A 12,322-nucleotide genomic window follows, 5' to 3' on the forward strand; every position below is an offset into this window, starting at 1 on the left:
ACGGCACGGTGGTCGCCTCGGTCGCAGCTGCGGCGGCCGCACGCCCCGCTGGATCCAGCGACACGATCTGGGTCTCGATCGCGTCGACGCGGGCGATCACCGCTGCGAGCCCGGTCATGCCGCGCTCCCCTCACGTCGCGAGGTGCGCACCACGGCGATCTCATCGAGCGCGGTCTGCTCGGCGGCGAGCTCGGCCTTGGCGGTCTCGACCCGGTGGGTGCTCTCGAGTCGCTCGAGCCCCTTCAGATCGCGTCGCGCTTCGACATGCGCAGACCTGGCCTCCGACTCCGCGCTGCGTCTCATGTCGACGAGCGCCTGGAGGTCGCTGAGAGTGCTGCGCCCCGCGGCGCGGGCCGCGGCCATGGCCATCAGCGCCCGAGGATCATCGATCTGAGCGCTGATGTCGGCGAGGCTCGTGATCGCAGTCTGCGCCGCGGTCTCGGCCTGCGCCCGTTCTGCGCTCGCACGCGAGAGATGCTCGGCGGCGACACGTTCCTGGGCGCCGCGCACACGCAGCAGACCAGCCAGTGGGAAGGTCATGGGGTGAGTCCTCCGAAGTCGGTGGTGAGGGTGGCGAGCTGCAGCCAGGATTCGTCTGTCGCGGCGAGGTCGTCGATGCTCTGGGTGAGGAATCGGGAGATCGCACCCTCGTGAGCGATCGCGGCGTCGACCATCGGGTTGGCCCCCTGCCGATAGGCGCCGATCTCGATCAGGTCGTTCGCACTGCGCCGAGCGGCCAGGACGCTGCGCAGCGTCACGGCGTTCTGCCGCTGCTCCGGCGTGGTGACCTTCGACACGACGCGCGACACCGACCCGAGCACGTCGACGGCAGGAAAGTGACCGCGGATCGCGAGGGCCCGATCGAGCACCACATGCCCATCGAGGATTCCTCTGGCGGCATCGGCGATCGGCTCGTTGTGGTCGTCGCCGTCGACGAGCACCGTGTAGAGACCGGTGATCGACCCCACGGGCCCTGTTCCCGCCCGCTCGAGCAGCCGGGCCAGCACCGAGAACGTCGAGGGCGGATAGCCCCGGGTCGCGGGCGGTTCGCCGGCGCTCAACCCGATCTCGCGCTGCGCCATGGCGACGCGCGTCAACGAGTCCATCATCAGCACCACGTCGAGTCCGTCATCGCGGAAGCCCTCGGCGATCCGCGTGGCGACGAACGCCGAGCGCAGCCGTGCCATCGCCGGCTGGTCCGAGGTCGCGACGATCACCACCGAACGCGACAGACCCTCAGGCCCGAGGTCGTCTTCGAGGAACTCGCGCACCTCGCGACCGCGCTCGCCGACGAGGGCGATGACGTTCACATCGGCGGTGGATCCACGGGCGATCATCGACATCAGTGACGACTTGCCCACACCCGACCCGGCGAACAGACCGAGACGCTGTCCCGAGCCCACGGGTGTCATGGTGTCGAGCACGCGCACACCGAGTCCGAGCTGCCGGTCGATGCGCTGGCGGTCCATCACGCTCGGGGCATCGTGGTCGAGCGACACGTGGGCGACGCTCCTGTCGAGCGGCCCCTTGCCGTCGATCGGCCGACCGAGTCCGTCGAGCACGCGTCCGAGCAGCGCTCGTCCCGTCGGCACCTGCAGCGGCGCTCCCCCATGCCGCACCCGGGCACGGGCGGTGATCCCGTCGAGCCTGCCCAGGGGCATGCAGCGGGCTGAGGCACCGTCGACGGCGACGATCTCGGCATCGACCGGGCGGCCGTCCGCCGTGTCGATGCGGATGCGGTCGCCGACCGCTCCGTCGATGCCGAGCACCTCCACCCCGAGTCCTCGCACCGCCTTCACCGTGCCGGAGCGCTCGGGGCGCGCGGCCGTGAGCGCGCGCTGCCACGACCGCGTCCCGGTGATCACCCGATCACCTCGGCAACCTGGTCGTCGCCGTCGAGTGCTGCGGCCGCGCGCGCGAGTGCTGCGGTGATGCGCGTGTCGACCGCCCCGTTCTCGATCTCCACGATGGCGCCGCCGTTGTCCACGGCGGGAGAGACCGATACCTGGATGCCGCGGAGCGCGTCGATCGTCGACTCCTCCTCCTGCAGGACACGGGCGTCCTGCACGCTGAATGCGACGCGAGTCCACCGGTCCGCCGGCATCTCGGCCAGGGCGCGCCGAAGCGCGTGAGCGGCGGATCGCGCAGGATCCGACAATTCCGCTCCGAGGATCGTCGTGGCCAGCATGACCGCGAGTTCTTCGACTCGGTCGGCAGCGAGCGTGCTCAGCTCGTCGATGCGCTGGTCGAGCGCCGCCTGCGCGGTCTCCAGCGCGCGCAGACCAGAGCCCCGCTCGTGCAGGTACAGCTCCTGGAGTTCCTGCATCCGCTGCTGCTGCGCGGCACGCTGGGCCTCACCCTCGTCCAGTGCGACTCTGCGACCTTCGGCGAAGCCGTCGGCGTAGCCCCGGGTGCGAGCGCGGTCGGCCTCGCCTCGGAGGTCGATGGGAGTCTCGCCGACGCGCGGCACGACCAACGGCGTGAAGGCGGAATCGAGCACAGCGGACACCTCGGAGTCGAAGGGCGAGGCCTGTCCGTGGCCCGTAGGTCGAGCGATCCGTGCTCCCTGCCCACTATCGCGACACATATCTGCGGCCGTAACCGCCGCCGCCGAATCACCTGCCGTCAGAGGGATCACTCGATGAGCTCGTCCTCGTCTTCGCGCGAGATCGTGATCTCCTCTGCGGCCTCCAGATCACGGATGATGCGCACGATCTCGGCGCGGGCCTCGTCGACCTGACGCATGCGCACGGGACCCAGCACCCGGGTCTCCTCAGCGAGGTTCTCCTGGTTGCGCTCGGTCATGTTGCTCTTGACCTTGTCGGTGATCTGCTCGTCTGCGCCCTTCAGCGCGAGCGCGAGCATGCGGAGGTCGATCCCGCGCAGCACACGCTGGGCGTCGCGGTCTTCGAGACGAGCGATGTCGGCGAACGTGACCATGCGGCTGCGGATATCCTCGGCCAGCGCCAGGTCGCGCCCCTCGAGGCTCGCGAGCAGCGACTTCTCGAGGGCGGTGTCGGACCTGTTGATGATCTCGACGAGAGGCTGCACGCCGCCGATCGCCTCATGATTGTCGCGCATCGCGAAGACGCCGGTGCGAGAGCGCAGCGAGTCGGCGACGATCGAGATCGCCTCCTGGGTCGCGGTGCCCATCGTCGCGATCGCCTGAGCGACATCGGTGCGCAGCGGGTCCTGCAGGGCGGCGAGCACCGCCGCCGCCCGATCGGCTCGCAGGTTCGCCAGCACCACGGCGACCGTGGTCGGCAGCTCGCCCTCGATGATCGTGGCGAGCTGGGCCGGGTCTGCCGCGTTGAGGAAGTCGAAGGACACCGAGCCCTGCGACATCACCCTGCCGACCATCCCGACGGCCTTCTCGCGCCCGAACGCCGTCTCGAGCAGTCCGGTGGCGAGTTCCTGGCCGCCGCGCGACGGCACAGAGCCGCCGGTGGCGATGCGCCGGAACTCCGCGAGGGCGCGGGCGGTGGAGGCGACGTCCACTCCCCCGAGCTGCGTGAGCTCGGCGGCGAGCATCTCGGAGCGCTCCTCACCGAGGTGACGCAGCACTTCGGCGCTGGCCGCGCGGTCCATGTTCATCAGCACGATCGCGGCCTTGCGAAGGCCGCTCATCTCCGGCACCGCAATCGCCGCGGGCGCCACGGCGGTCGAGACCTCGACCGTGTCGGCCTGTGCATCCAGCAACTCGGTCAATGCGCTCATACGGTCGCCTCGTCCATCAGGTCGGCCAGTGCGCTGGCGATGGTGTCGGGTTCGCGCTTCGCCAGATCGTCGATCTCACGGCGTCTGCGCTCGACGAGCACCTTGTCGGGCTCCGGTTCGTCATCGAGGTCGATCGATGCCGACGGCAGCAGCGTCGTGGGTGCCGGGGCGACGATCGCCTCGGCCTCCTTGAGGCCCCTGAGTGAACGGAGCTTCTGCTCCTCGCTCTCGGTGACGGTGGCGAAGTACTCGATCGGACCGTCTTCGGTGTAGAGCACGCGGCGCTTCATCTTGCGGCGCACGACGAGGAAGACGATCAGGATGATCACGGCCAGCAGGATCGATCCGCCGATGATCGCCGACCGCAGCAGCTCCTGCTGCATCTGCGCCTCACGCTCGGCCTCCGCCGCCGCGAGCGCCGTCGCAGCCGCCGTCGCTCCCGCCTCGTTGAACTCGACGAACTCGACGGCGATCTCGTCGCCGCGCTCGACGTCGATGCCGGCGGCCGATGCCACGAGCGATTCGATCTGGTTCGCCGTCACGCCTGTGACGGTTCCGCGGTTCAGCGCGATGCTGACCGTCTGCCTCGTCACCTCTCCTGCCGGGGTGATGGTCTTCTCCGTCGACTTGTTCACGGCGTTGTTGCGAGACGTCTCCTCGAACTCGTAGGCGCCGGTGCCGTCGGCGTTGTTCGGGACCGCGATGTTGTCGGGGCCGAGCACGCCGGTGCCGCCCGCTTGACCGCCGTTGTAGGTCTCCGTCTTGGTCTCCTCCGACGCGCTCAGCTCCCCCTCGGGGGCGGAGTACGTCTCGTCCATGCGCTCGGACGTGGAGTTCGCGACGTCGGCCGACACCGTCACGGTGGCGTTTCCGGGCCCGACGATCGTCTCGAGCATCTTGCTGACGGATGCGGCGACCTTCGCCTCGTGCTCCGTCGCCTGCTTCGACGAGCTGCCGGTGAGGCCGGTTCCGACAGCCGAGAGCACTCGGCCGTCCTGATCCGTCACCGCGACGTCTTCGGGGGTCATCCCCGGCACAGCGGCGCTCGTGAGGTGCACGATGGCCTCGATCTTCTCGTCGCTGAGGGTCGATCCGTTGCGGGTCTTCACGAACACGGATGCGGTCGGGCTCTGCCGCTCCGAGACGAACACGCTCTCTTCGGGGATCGCGAGCTGCACCGATGCGGTGGAGATGCCCTCCATGGCACCGATCGTGCCGGCCAGCTCGCCCTCGATCGCGCGCTTGTAGGTGACCGACTGCTGGAACTCGCTCGCGGTCACACCCATGTCGTCGAGCAGCGTGTACCCCTCGCTGGTGTCTCCGGGAAGACCGGCCGATGCCGCTGCCAGGCGCTGCGCGTAGACCTGGTCGTCGGGCACGAGGATGGTCGCGCCGCCCTCGGTGAGCTCGTAGCCCACGCCCGCCGACTTCAGCTGCTCGACGACAGCCGAGGCATCGCCGGCGCTCAGGCCGGTGAACAGCGGACTCATCTGCGGCTTGGTGAGCCATGCGCCGAGCGCGATGGCCCCCATCACGAGCAGCGCGACGCCGATGATGGCGATCGTGCGCTGTGCGAGAGAGAATCCTGAGACGACCAGCTTCGCGCGGTCGTAGTAGCTCGTGAGCATCTTGGGCATCGTCAGGCCTGCATCCTCATGATCTCGTTGAACGCCGAGACGCTGCGGTCACGCACGGCGACCACCAGATCGAGCGTCACTGAGGCGCGTGTCGAGGCGATCATCGCCTGGTGGATGTCCTGCAGGTCACCTGTGACGGCCTTCACCGCCAGCTCGTTCGACGACGACTGCAGCTGCTGGAGGTTCTCCACGGCACCCGAGAGCGATGTCGCGAAGGCGCTCCCCGATGCCGATGCACCGGATGCCTCCGGACCCGTCTCGAAGCTGAGCGCAGAGAGCGGCGTGACGCCTGCCGCGGAGATGGCCTCGACGCCGGACATCAGTTGCGCCCGATCTGCAGTGCGGCCTCGTACGTCGTCTTCGCACGGTCGACGACGGCGGCGTTCGCCTCATATCCGCGCTGCGCCAGGATCAGCATGCTCATCTGGTCGCCGAGCTCGACGTTCGGGTACTGCACATAGCCGTCCTCGTTCGCGTAGGGGTGCTCGGGGTCGTACACGAGCTTGGCCTCGGCATCGGATTCGACCACGCCTGCGACGTAGACGCCCGGACTCTCCGTGCCGGCCTGCACGGTGACGAACTTCTCTCGGAACGCCTCCTGGCCCGCGGGAGTGGCCGTGTTCACGTTGGCGATGTTGTCGCTGAGCGCGTCGAGCCACTTGCGGTGCGCGGTCAGGCCGGTGCCGGCGATGCCGATCGCGTCGAAGGTCATGCGGAGGCCTGCCCGATCGCCTTGGTGATGGACGCCGCCTGGCCGCCGATCGCCTGGCTGGCGAACTGGAACCGCAGCACGGTGTCGATGTTCGACAGGGTCTCGGTGTCGAGGTTGACGTTGTTGCCGTTCACCCTGGTCGGTTCGAGCGATCGCTCGACCGTGGCGCCGACTGTTCCCGAACCGCCTTCGACGGCGGAGCGCAGCTCGTCCTCGAACTGGACGCGCTTGGCCTGGTAGCCGGGCGTGTTGACGTTGGCGATGTTCTCGGCGATCGAGCGTTGGCGCAGGGCCAGCCCATCGAGGGCGCTGATCAGCGCAGAGGAGGTGACGGATTCGAGCACGGGGGCACTCCGGACGTTGGTGGAGAGGCCGATCCCTGGCCAATCGTCGAGCGATCCGTGCTCGGTGCCGACTATCGCGACACTCGACTGCTCACGTAACCTCGATGCTCAACCCTCGACGTCGAGATATGCGGGTACGTCCGTCTTGGAGGTCGGCACCCGTCGCAGTGCGGCGATCTCGCGTGCGACATGGGCGCGGGAGGTGACCAGGCCGCCGATCATGAGCTGCTGTCGCGCGAGAACAGCCTCTGCGCGTTCGCGAAGCTCCTCCGGCACGGGGCCGGGTGGCGCATCGAAGGGCTGGTCATCGAGCTGCTCGTCGGCAGCGTCGAGAGCCCGCTCGAACTGGTCGAGCACCGTCAGCCAGGCCGAGAGGTTGTCAGGCACGAGAGCTCAGGCCAGAGCCGTGATGGGCGTCTGCGTGCCGGACGTGATCGCCGCGGCCGCCGCATGCCAGGCCTCACGCAGCGGAACGACGAGATCGCGGCACTCTGCGGTGGCGACCCGATCACGAGCGATGTTCGCGGTGATCAGACGGCCCGTGAGGTACGTGTACACGCCATGCAGTTCAGCGGAGCCGTCCCACTCATCGGTGAGTGAGCCGTTCAGTTCGGCGACGATCTGCTGCGCGTGCACGAGGTGGTTGCCCGCGGCCGCCCAGTCTCCGGACTCCTGCGAGGCGTCTGCGCGCTCGATGTCGACCAGCAGGCGGTCGTAGAGCAGCACGAGAAGGCGTTCCGGCGTGGCCGAGGCGACCTGCTGCTCGAGGTACTGCTGCTTCGCGCGGTCGAGAGAGGTGATGGGCATGGTTCTGGTCTCCGATGAGATGGTGGTTGCGGTGCTCAGGTCACGACGTCGTCGTGCCGTTGAGGCCTGCGAGCTGCGAGGTGAGCCACGACGACTGCGACTGGAGCTTCGAGAGCTGGACCTCGAGCTGCGCATACGTGCGCTCGAGCGTCGCCTGCCTCTGCTCCAGCCGGACGTCCCATCGCTCCACCTGGGTCTTGAGCGTCTTGACCTCGGTCTCCTGACCGGTGATGCGCTGGGTGAGCAGCCCGTCGTACTTGTCGGAGTACTGGTCGGTGACGCCTTCGACCCGTCCGGCGATCGACGAGAAGATCTCCTGGGTCTTCTCCGGATCCTCGGCGAGGGCCTTTCCGAACTTCTCCGCGTCGAAGGAGAGCACGCCCTTGTCGCTGATCGAGATTCCGATCGTCGACGGCGATACTCCGTCGACCGGAAGCTGCATCGCGTTCGCGAGAGCGCCGCGGAGATTGCGAACGGTGCTGTCTCCGGTGAACACGCCGAGAGTGGTGGTCTCGCCAACATCTCCGATCGTCGCCTTCGATCCCTTGTCGATGCGCGTCAGCAGCGCAGCGATCTCCTTGACGAACGTCTCGGCGGTCGTGGTCTGCTTCTTGTCGTCCCTGGCGACGGTCACCGTCACCGGATCAGCGCTGGGCTTCGTGACCGTGACCTCGATGCCCTCGCCCACGCTGATCGTGTTGCTGGCGCTGTTCAGCGTCTGCTCGGCGGCGGTTCCGGCGAACAGACGGATTCGGGCGTCGGCCCCCTGCGTGATGACGGCGGCGCCCGGCTCGGCGCCGAGATCCGTCGAGGTGCCGGCCGCGACGTCCGCGGCAGTGCCTCGATGCACGGCGAACTCGCCGGCTGCGCCGGTCTCGATCGACGTCAGCTGAATGCGAGAAAGCGGCTTGCCGTCGGCATCCACACCGGCGGGGACGAGCGTCGCGCTCACCCCGGCCTTGGACGCGTTGATGGCCTTGGCCAGGTCCTGCGGACCCGTGCCGAGCGGGGTCACCTCGATAGATTCACCGTCCGAGCCGACGAGAGTGAATGCGCCGCCCCATGCCGCGGATCCTCCGGATGCCGTGACGATGGAGTGCGCCGTGGCGACGGCGTCGACGACGACGTCGGTCGAGAACGCCGATGCCTTCGCGCCGGCCGTGACCGTGACGGTCTCGGATGACGATGTCGCCGTGAACGAGGCGAGCGAGGAGGGTGCGGCCGCGGTCTTGGCCTTGGCGACGAGCTCCTGCAGCGTGGTGTTCAGCGACTGGAGGTTCGTGATGATCGAGTTGCGGTCTGCGATCTTGTTGGTGATGAGCGTCTTCGGAATCGCCGAGACGTCCATGAGCGCTTTGATGAGCTCTTGCGTCTTGAGCCCTGATACGAGTCCGTCGAGTTTCATCCCGGTCGTCTTCCGTGCGAGGTGGTCTGGGGTGTCCTACAGGAAGGCGCCCGAGCGGAGGTGACTCCGCCCGGGCGCCTGTTGCGCCTCAGGCGCAGCGACTCAACGGAGAAGCTGCAGGACGCCCTGGCCCGACTGGTTCGCCTGAGCGAGCATGGCGGTGCCGGCCTGTTGCAGGATGTTCGAGGCGGTGTACTTGACCATCTCGGCCGCCATGTCGGTGTCCGCGATGCGGCTCTTCGCTGCGGCCAGGTTCTCGGCCGAGACCTGCAGCGAGTTGATCGTCGACTCGAAGCGGTTCTGCACGGCACCGAGGCCGGCACGAGCCGTCGAGACACCCTTGATCTCGGTGTCGAGCGCCGCGATCGTGGTGAGCGCAGCGGCAGCGTCCGTCACCGTCAGCGCCTCGATACGAGCGCCGAGACCGGAGAAGTCGGTCAGGGTGACTGCGATCTGGTCCTCATCGGCGTCAGAGCCTGCACCGACCTGGAACGTCAGCGTGCTCGCGCTGTCGAGCAGCTTGATGCCGTTGAAGTTGGTGCTGGCGGCGACGCGGGTGAGCTCCTTGCCGAGCGAGTCGATCTCGGTCTTGATGGCGGTGCGCGAATCGGCGTTGTTCGAGTCGGAACCCGCCTGCACGGCAAGGTCACGAACGCGCTGCAGGATCGAGTGGACCTCGGTGAGCGCGCCTTCCGCGGTCTGGATGACCGAGATGCCGTCCTGAGCGTTGCGTGCTGCGACGTTCAGGCCGTTGACCTGCGAACGCAGGCCCTCGGAGATGGCGAGGCCGGCGGCGTCATCGGCTGCGCGGTTGATGCGCAGACCGCTCGAGAGCTTCTCGAGCGACTTCGAGACGTCGTTCTGGTTGACAGAGAGGTTGCGGTACGCGTTGAGTGCACCGACGTTGGTTGCGATCTGAAGACCCATGAGAATTCCTCCGTGGTTATGGGGCTGGACGCGGGCCCATCCGTGGGCCTGCACAACCGATATTCGCGACATGCGCCGCCGTCGTAACCACGGAGCCGGAAGATTCCGGGGGTCGGTTCAGACGGCGGCGAGGAGCTCGCTCGACCGGTCGCGAGCCTCGGGGCGGATCGGGCCGAACAGGGTCTCGAAGAACTCCGCCCGCGCCTTGGTCGATCGATCGCCGGTCGTGCCGTTCTCCCATGCCTCCATGGCCTCGCGAATCAGAGCGAGACCCCGCGAGCGGACCTTCGACACATACGCGTGGCTGACCTCGAGCTCTTCGGCGATGTCCTTCACCATCCGGTCTTCGAGGTAGATCCCGCGGACGACCTGTCGCATCGCCGCCGGCAGCGCCTCGATGACGCGGTTCACCATCGCACGCGTCTCCGACTGCTCGACCGCGTGCTCGGGCAGGATGACGCCGTCGGTGAGATCGGCGGCCTGACGCCCGGTCTCGACGTCGAAGTGCTCCTCGAAGCTGGTCGCGGTGCGCACCATCTCGTCGAGCTTCATCATCTCGGCCACGACGTCGACAGTGAAGCCGGACTCCCGCGCGAGCTCCGCCGTGGTCGCCACCCGGCCGGTGCGAGCGAGCAGAGTCTCGGCGGCGACCCGCAGGCGTTCGATCTTGTCGCGACTGCGTTCGCCGGCAGGATCCGCTCTGCGCATCTCCGACAGCATCGCCCAGTTGATCTGGCTGCTCGCGAAGGCGCCGAAGGGAATGCCGCGCGCCGGGTCATACGACATCGCGGCACGGGCGAGGCCTAGGCGTGCGGCCGAGAGCAGATCGTCGAGGTCGACATGCGTCGCCGATCTCGCCTTCTCCACAGCCAGGAAGGTCGCGAGCGGCATGTTGTCGCGCGCCAGCTTCTCGGGCGAGGCAGAGACGACTTCAGGCTGAGTGGAATCAGCAGAAACAGCGAAACTACTCAGCAATGTGACTCCGTGGCTTGAACGACTGTTTTACGAGTGAAGTTAGCATGAAGCGCACGTTTATGAGTAAAAAATGGTCAGGGCGCGCCGATACTCAGTCGCCCTAGAATCAGTCCCACACGGCAGGAATCCCCCGCGAGCGACTCGCGGCTCCGCTCCGACCGAACGAAAGAAGACGATCATGGGTGTGATCTCCCGCGGCTTCGGCGCACGGCGACGCGAGTCGGACGACCGCCTCCCTCCGGGCCAGTACCTCACCGAGGACTTCCCCGTGCTCTCCGCAGGGCCGACGCCGCGAGTCTCCCTCGACACGTGGGAGTTCGCGGTCGTCGGTCTCGACGGCATCCGTCGCACCTGGTCATGGGACGACCTGCAGGCACTCCCGATCGACACCATCACCACAGACATCCACTGCGTGACCCGGTGGTCGAAGCTCGGCACCCGCTGGCGTGGGGTCTCGCTCGATCATCTGCTGCAGGATGCCGGCGAGGGCGATTTCACGCGGGTCTTCTCCTACGGCGGGTACACCACCAACGTTCCGCGCGCCGACCTCACAGGCGGCAAAGCGTGGGTGGCGTTCGAATTCGACGGCCAGCCGCTCGCTGCGGAGCACGGCGGCCCTGCTCGCCTTCTGGTGCCGCACCTCTACTTCTGGAAGTCTGCCAAGTGGGTCCACGGTCTGGATCTGCTCGAGAACGACGAACCCGGATTCTGGGAGCAGAACGGCTACAACATGTACGGAGATCCCTGGAAAGAGGAGCGTTACTGGTGACCACGGCACCGCTGTGGCTGGTCGCCAGAGTCGTCGAGACACGAAACCCCACCCCCCACGGTCGCGTGCTCGAGCTGCGGGTCGACGGGTGGCCGGGGAATCTGGCCGGTCAGCACGTCGACGTGCGTCTGACCGCAGAAGACGGGTATCAAGCGGTCAGGTCGTATTCCCTCGCATCGTCCGGTGACTCGGACATCATCGAACTCGCGGTCGACGAAGTGCCCGAGGGCGAGGTCTCTCCCTATCTCGTCGAGGACGTGCGCCCCGGAGACGAACTGGAGGTTCGCGGTCCGATCGGCGCCTACTTCGTGTGGACCCCCACCCAGACCGAGCCCGTGCAGCTCATCGCAGGCGGGTCGGGGATCGTCCCGCTCATCGCGATGGCGAGGCAGCATGCGCGCACGGGCAGCTCGGCGCCGATGCGCCTGCTGTACGCGGTGCGTTCAGCCGCCGATGCGTTCTACACGGACGACCTCGCCCAGCTCGCCGACGACGCCTTCCTCGTCGACTGGGCGTACAGCCGTTCGGCGCCTCCGGGCTCCGAACGCCCGGCCGGCCGGGTGGACGCGGCGACGATCGCGGCCTCCACCATTCCCGCCACCGAACACCCGTCGGTCTACGTCTGCGGGCCGACGGGCTTCGTCGAGGCGGTCGCAGACCTGCTCGTGGCGGCGGGGCATCCGCCGGAACGGATCCGCACTGAGCGCTTCGGAGGTGCCTGATGGACGCTGCCCACCCCGGTCATCGCACGCGAGTCGACGGCAACGCCGCAGGCGGGATCCTGCTCGAGGTCTTCGGCAGAGACATGACGAGCGCGCGAGCAGCATGCGCGCACTGCGACCGCGAGGCCGAGCTCGCCGACGCGATCGCCGAGCTCGATCCGGCCGGCGTCATCCTCCTCTGCCGCGGGTGCGGTCGCACACTGCTGACCTGTCTCCGCGACGGCGGCAGCGCGACCCTCGTGATCGGTGCTCTGAGTCTCCTGCGCTGGCCGGCCGACGGATAGCGCCCCGACCTGTGGGATGCAGG

The 12,322-nt window shown here is 68.0% G+C and carries 16 protein-coding genes; 3 read left to right on the top strand and 13 right to left on the bottom strand.

Annotated elements, in window-relative coordinates:
- Positions 1-114: 114 nt before the first annotated feature.
- From RU09_RS03285 to RU09_RS03345, 13 genes are all read right to left on the bottom strand, one after another.
- The gene (locus RU09_RS03285; RefSeq protein WP_042537465.1) at positions 115-540 is read right to left on the bottom strand and encodes a flagellar FliJ family protein; all 426 of its coding nucleotides are present in this window, start codon (positions 538-540) and stop codon (positions 115-117) included.
- Positions 537-1,862: a FliI/YscN family ATPase gene (locus RU09_RS03290; protein ID WP_376708834.1), complete on the bottom strand. Its 1,326-nt coding sequence runs from the start codon at positions 1,860-1,862 to the stop codon at positions 537-539. Before RU09_RS03290 ends, RU09_RS03285 begins: the two co-directional genes overlap by 4 nt.
- Positions 1,862-2,500, bottom strand: coding sequence for a FliH/SctL family protein (locus RU09_RS03295; protein ID WP_042537470.1), 639 nt, complete (start codon positions 2,498-2,500; stop codon positions 1,862-1,864). The genes RU09_RS03290 and RU09_RS03295 overlap by 1 nt, the downstream gene beginning before the upstream one ends.
- Positions 2,501-2,634: 134 nt before the next feature.
- Positions 2,635-3,717: a flagellar motor switch protein FliG gene (fliG, locus tag RU09_RS03300; RefSeq protein ID WP_228385512.1), complete on the bottom strand. Its 1,083-nt coding sequence runs from the start codon at positions 3,715-3,717 to the stop codon at positions 2,635-2,637.
- Entirely contained in the window at positions 3,714-5,354 is a 1,641-nt protein-coding gene (gene fliF, locus RU09_RS03305) for a flagellar basal-body MS-ring/collar protein FliF (RefSeq protein ID WP_042537472.1), read from the bottom strand. The genes fliG and fliF overlap by 4 nt, the downstream gene beginning before the upstream one ends.
- A 2-nt stretch (positions 5,355-5,356) precedes the next feature.
- Positions 5,357-5,674 (bottom strand): flagellar hook-basal body complex protein FliE, encoded by a 318-nt coding sequence (fliE, locus tag RU09_RS03310; protein WP_042537474.1) that lies wholly within the window; start codon positions 5,672-5,674, stop codon positions 5,357-5,359.
- A complete protein-coding gene (gene flgC / locus RU09_RS03315; RefSeq protein ID WP_042537476.1) occupies positions 5,674-6,066 on the bottom strand; it encodes a flagellar basal body rod protein FlgC in 393 nt (130 codons plus the stop codon). The genes fliE and flgC overlap by 1 nt, the downstream gene beginning before the upstream one ends.
- Entirely contained in the window at positions 6,063-6,410 is a 348-nt protein-coding gene (locus tag RU09_RS03320; protein WP_042537477.1) for a flagellar basal body rod protein FlgB, read from the bottom strand. The genes flgC and RU09_RS03320 overlap by 4 nt, the downstream gene beginning before the upstream one ends.
- A gap of 108 nt (positions 6,411-6,518) precedes the next feature.
- Positions 6,519-6,797, bottom strand: a complete 279-nt coding sequence (locus tag RU09_RS03325) for a hypothetical protein (RefSeq protein ID WP_042537478.1) — start codon at positions 6,795-6,797, stop codon at positions 6,519-6,521.
- A gap of 6 nt (positions 6,798-6,803) precedes the next feature.
- Complete coding sequence (fliS, locus tag RU09_RS03330) at positions 6,804-7,217, bottom strand: flagellar export chaperone FliS (protein ID WP_042537479.1); 414 nt, start codon at positions 7,215-7,217, stop codon at positions 6,804-6,806.
- 40 nt (positions 7,218-7,257) lie between these two features.
- Positions 7,258-8,622, bottom strand: coding sequence for a flagellar filament capping protein FliD (gene fliD / locus RU09_RS03335; RefSeq protein WP_042537480.1), 1,365 nt, complete (start codon positions 8,620-8,622; stop codon positions 7,258-7,260).
- 102 nt (positions 8,623-8,724) lie between these two features.
- Positions 8,725-9,549, bottom strand: a complete 825-nt coding sequence (locus RU09_RS03340; RefSeq protein ID WP_042537481.1) for a flagellin N-terminal helical domain-containing protein — start codon at positions 9,547-9,549, stop codon at positions 8,725-8,727.
- A gap of 117 nt (positions 9,550-9,666) precedes the next feature.
- The gene (locus RU09_RS03345) at positions 9,667-10,524 is read right to left on the bottom strand and encodes a sigma-70 family RNA polymerase sigma factor (protein ID WP_269430302.1); all 858 of its coding nucleotides are present in this window, start codon (positions 10,522-10,524) and stop codon (positions 9,667-9,669) included.
- Positions 10,525-10,702: 178 nt separating this feature from the next.
- Here RU09_RS03345 and RU09_RS03350 point away from each other — a divergent pair, with 178 nt between their 5' ends.
- Genes RU09_RS03350 through RU09_RS03360 form a run of 3 tightly spaced genes read left to right on the top strand, consistent with a single transcriptional unit; the run spans position 10,703 to position 12,299 of the window.
- Positions 10,703-11,293 (top strand): sulfite oxidase-like oxidoreductase, encoded by a 591-nt coding sequence (locus RU09_RS03350; protein WP_042537483.1) that lies wholly within the window; start codon positions 10,703-10,705, stop codon positions 11,291-11,293.
- Positions 11,290-12,015 (top strand): ferredoxin reductase, encoded by a 726-nt coding sequence (locus RU09_RS03355; protein ID WP_042537486.1) that lies wholly within the window; start codon positions 11,290-11,292, stop codon positions 12,013-12,015. The genes RU09_RS03350 and RU09_RS03355 overlap by 4 nt, the downstream gene beginning before the upstream one ends.
- Positions 12,015-12,299 (top strand): DUF6510 family protein, encoded by a 285-nt coding sequence (locus RU09_RS03360; RefSeq protein WP_042537489.1) that lies wholly within the window; start codon positions 12,015-12,017, stop codon positions 12,297-12,299. Before RU09_RS03355 ends, RU09_RS03360 begins: the two co-directional genes overlap by 1 nt.
- Positions 12,300-12,322: the final 23 nt, after the last annotated feature.

This window comes from Microbacterium sp. MEJ108Y, assembly GCF_000834175.1.
GTDB lineage: Bacteria > Actinomycetota > Actinomycetes > Actinomycetales > Microbacteriaceae > Microbacterium > Microbacterium forte.